At 69.3% G+C, this 3205-nt stretch carries 2 protein-coding genes; one reads left to right on the plus strand and one right to left on the minus strand.

The window, feature by feature from the left end; genetic code table 11:
• Nucleotides 1-249 precede the first annotated feature (249 nt).
• A complete protein-coding gene (locus tag AC08OU_RS23880; RefSeq protein ID WP_476602353.1) occupies nt 250-1578 on the plus strand; it encodes a WD40 repeat domain-containing protein in 1329 nt (442 codons plus the stop codon).
• Here AC08OU_RS23880 and AC08OU_RS23885 read toward each other — a convergent pair.
• The gene (locus AC08OU_RS23885) at nt 1518-3179 is read right to left on the minus strand and encodes a toll/interleukin-1 receptor domain-containing protein (protein WP_476605878.1); all 1662 of its coding nucleotides are present in this window, start codon (nt 3177-3179) and stop codon (nt 1518-1520) included. The genes AC08OU_RS23880 and AC08OU_RS23885 overlap by 61 nt on opposite strands.
• Between the last annotated feature and the right edge of the window lie 26 nt (nt 3180-3205).

The raw sequence follows: 3205 nt of genomic DNA on the forward strand, positions 1-3205 counted from the left end.
CTACCTGATGCGTTGGGACCGCAAGAAATACAGACGGCTGCGTCGTAAACAACGGCTCGAAGCCTGGTGGGAAAGGGTCGTCACCAACGAACCCGGACTTTTCGCCCACTGGGCATGGGTCACCGACTGCGGAGGCTCGTTCGCCAGGCGGTAAGAGCCGTATGAACCGAGAGGTTCACGTACGGATCCGTGGGAGCCGGCGGGTGCGATTCCCGCCGGCTACCCGACTCGGTAGACAGGTACGCCGAAATGCTGCCCTCGCTGCAGCGGACACCGATGCTGCCGTTCACGCTGCGGCGCGCGGAGTGGGAGGACGACCTGCGCCCCGTGCTGGCCGAAACGATCGCCATATGTGACCGCACGGTAAACAGAAGCAACACCCGCTGGCAGGACGTCGACGTCATCGTGCCGGTCGGCGGAAGCAGCCGCATCCCGCTGGTCACGACGATGCTGGCCGAATGCTTCGGCAAACCCGTCCTGATCGACGACTCGCCGGAACTAGCCGTCGTACGCGGCGCGGTCCGCTTGGCGCGTCGAGCGGTGAGAGAGAAAGCCCGTCGGCGAACTGCCGGTCGTCGGCACCCACCCCGGCCGCCGGCGCTGACGCCCCTGCTGTCGTTCCTTCCGGTGGCGCGAACAGTCAACGCCGTTGCCTTCGCCCCTGACGGCGTGGAGCTGGCCGGAGCCTGCCGCGACCGAGTTGTCCGGACCTGGAACTCGCTGACCGGTGCGCTGTCCCAACCGATCTGGCACGGCGCCTGGGTCGCCGACGTCGGGTACGACCAAGTGGGGGGGCGGCTGCTCAGCGCCGGCCGCGACGGGGTGGCACGGGTCTGGGACTGCCGCAGCCGCGACCAGCTCACGGAACTCGCCGTCGCGTCGACGCGGACCAACGCGATCGCCCACGCCGCATTCAGCCCTGGTGGACAGCGCGTCGCGACAGTCGGCGGGCCGTACGGGGACACGTCGGTCCGGGTCTGGGACACGGTCACCGGCGAACTGTTGTTCGACACCAGACTGATCGGCGGGTCCGGTGCCGTCGTCGGCGCGGACGCCGCCCTCGGGCCGGGCGGCGGGAACCTCGTCGTCGTCGGCCACACCGCCCTCGTGTGGGACGTCGACCGCCGGTTACTCGTGGCCGAACTGGCCGCGACCCCCGGCATCGAGTTCCGCGACGTGGCGGTCAGCCCCGAGGGCCGCACGATCGCCGCCGCCTGCGCCCGGACCGGCAAGGTGTGGGTCTGGGATCTTCCGGAGGCGGCTCCCCGCTTCGTCCTGGACCACTGCCGGGTCGACGTTGCCGAGCTGGTCACTGTCCAGTTCTGTCCGACGGGAGGCACTGTCGCGACCGGCGGGGCGACCTACGTCCGTCTGTGGGACGCTGCGGACGGCACACCGCTGGGTGAGCCGGTCACGACCTCGGAACGGGTGGACCACTTGGCGTTCAGTCCGGACGGCGCGAGGCTCGCCGTCGCGACCGGGCGCCAGGTAGAGATATGGCGGGTGACGGCGAATACCTACCACCCGGAGCCGAGGTCGAGCGATGCACTGCCGCTGAGGCCCTCGTCGATACCGTAGGACGAATCGGCGTGGATCAGTCCGGTGTCGTCGCCGCTGGACACCGGGTCCGTGAACTCGTCGAGCCCTTCGTGGCCGCCGGTAGCCCAGTCGTCTCCGGGCGGCGCGAGAGGCTGCTCGACGGTCGGATGTTCCTCGGTGGCGGCGGTGTCCAGCGGTCCGGCGCCGCCCGTACCCCCGCTCGGGTCGGCGTCCTGATCCACGCCCGGCTGGGCTGTGGAACCGAGATGACGCCATGCCTCCGCTGCGGCGAGCCCTGTGATCGCGCCCGGGACCCCACCGCCGAGCGACGCCGCGGACACCGCCCGACGTAGCCGAGCGTCGTCGAGCCGGCCCAGGACGGAGTTCGCCGAGTAGACCAGCAGCCATGCGTGTTCGACGCGACGTGTACCAGGGACGGCGCCGAGGCGGACCCGTGAGAACGCGGCGGACGCGACGGACGTACCAGCCTCCTTGAGGTCCCGATACAGGTCTGCATCCAGCAGCACCGCCACCTCGGACGCCGCAGACGCCGACAGGGCTGTGCCCAGCGCGGGGCAGGCGGCGAGACGCCGTGCCCGGTCGATTCCGGCCCCCTCGAAGGCAGTTGCCCCGAGGTAGACCGGTCCGGCCGCCAGCGACACCCGCAGCTGGATCGTCGGGAGCCCGTCCGGGCGGCCGTTCAACGCCCGGACCCCGTCACCGAACCCGACGATCAGCGACGAGATGGTCGTCGCGTCGTCCAACCCCGGCGGCAGTAGAAGCAGCAGGCCGTCCCGGGCGGCGACTACGTCGCACGAATCATGCTCGACACCTGCTCTGAGTACCACCTGATGCGCCAGCCACAGCACCTGAGGGCCGACAGCGAGTCGAACGGCCGCATCCGCGTCAGGATCTGCACCTGCAGCCACCCGCTCGTCGCCGACGAACCCTTCGAGCAGCGCCGACTCCGCCCAGCCCTCGACAGCGACGATCAAGCACACCCGTCGGCGGGCCAGCGAAGCCGGCGGCGCCTCACCCGCGCCGTCCCGCCGGAATCGGACCGACCCTGGGAAGACCGGCCGGACCGGCACAGCGCGAGGGTAGGCCGGACGGCGGTCCGGCCGCGAACTCTTGGACGCCACCTGCTCGACCATCGTCACCAAGGCCCGGCGGGCTTCTGCTTCCGCCAGGTCGACCAGATCCACTGGGCTGACGGTCGCAAGGAAGCCACCCGGATCGCAGGGCGCTACCTTCACGACGAGCAGCTTCCCGGACCTGCCCGCTGGATCTTCTCGCCACGCCACCTGCCACTGCGCGGACAGCTCGTCCGAATCGACGTAGGCCGGCGACACGACTGCGACGGTCCGGGCCGAGTTCCGCATGCCCTCGTTCACCAGGTTCGTCCAGTTGACGCCGGGGATCTCCGCCCACGCCTGCAATAGCACCCGTTGGCCATGTTCCTCCAGCTCCCAAGCAATCCATTCAGCCCAGGTTTGATCTTCCGGTGCGTGCGAAACGAAGTAGTCGTAGTCGCTCAAGTGTTCCCCCCGGGACGTCCAGCGAATACCGGGAGTGTAGGACGCGATGAAGGTCGCGTAGGGGACGTAATGAAGTAACAAATACGTGATCGAGAGCATCATCGCAGGTCACAGGCCTGTAGAGGGTT

This window comes from Frankia sp. CcMO1 (assembly GCF_977945845.1).

Excerpts from the sequence above, each read along its gene's own strand:
- AC08OU_RS23880 (WP_476602353.1), top strand. The coding sequence starts at position 250 with ATGCTGCCCTCGCTGCAGCGGACACCGATGCTGCCGTTCACGCTGCGG.
- AC08OU_RS23885 (WP_476605878.1), bottom strand. The coding sequence starts at position 3,179 with ATGATGCTCTCGATCACGTATTTGTTACTTCATTACGTCCCCTACGCG.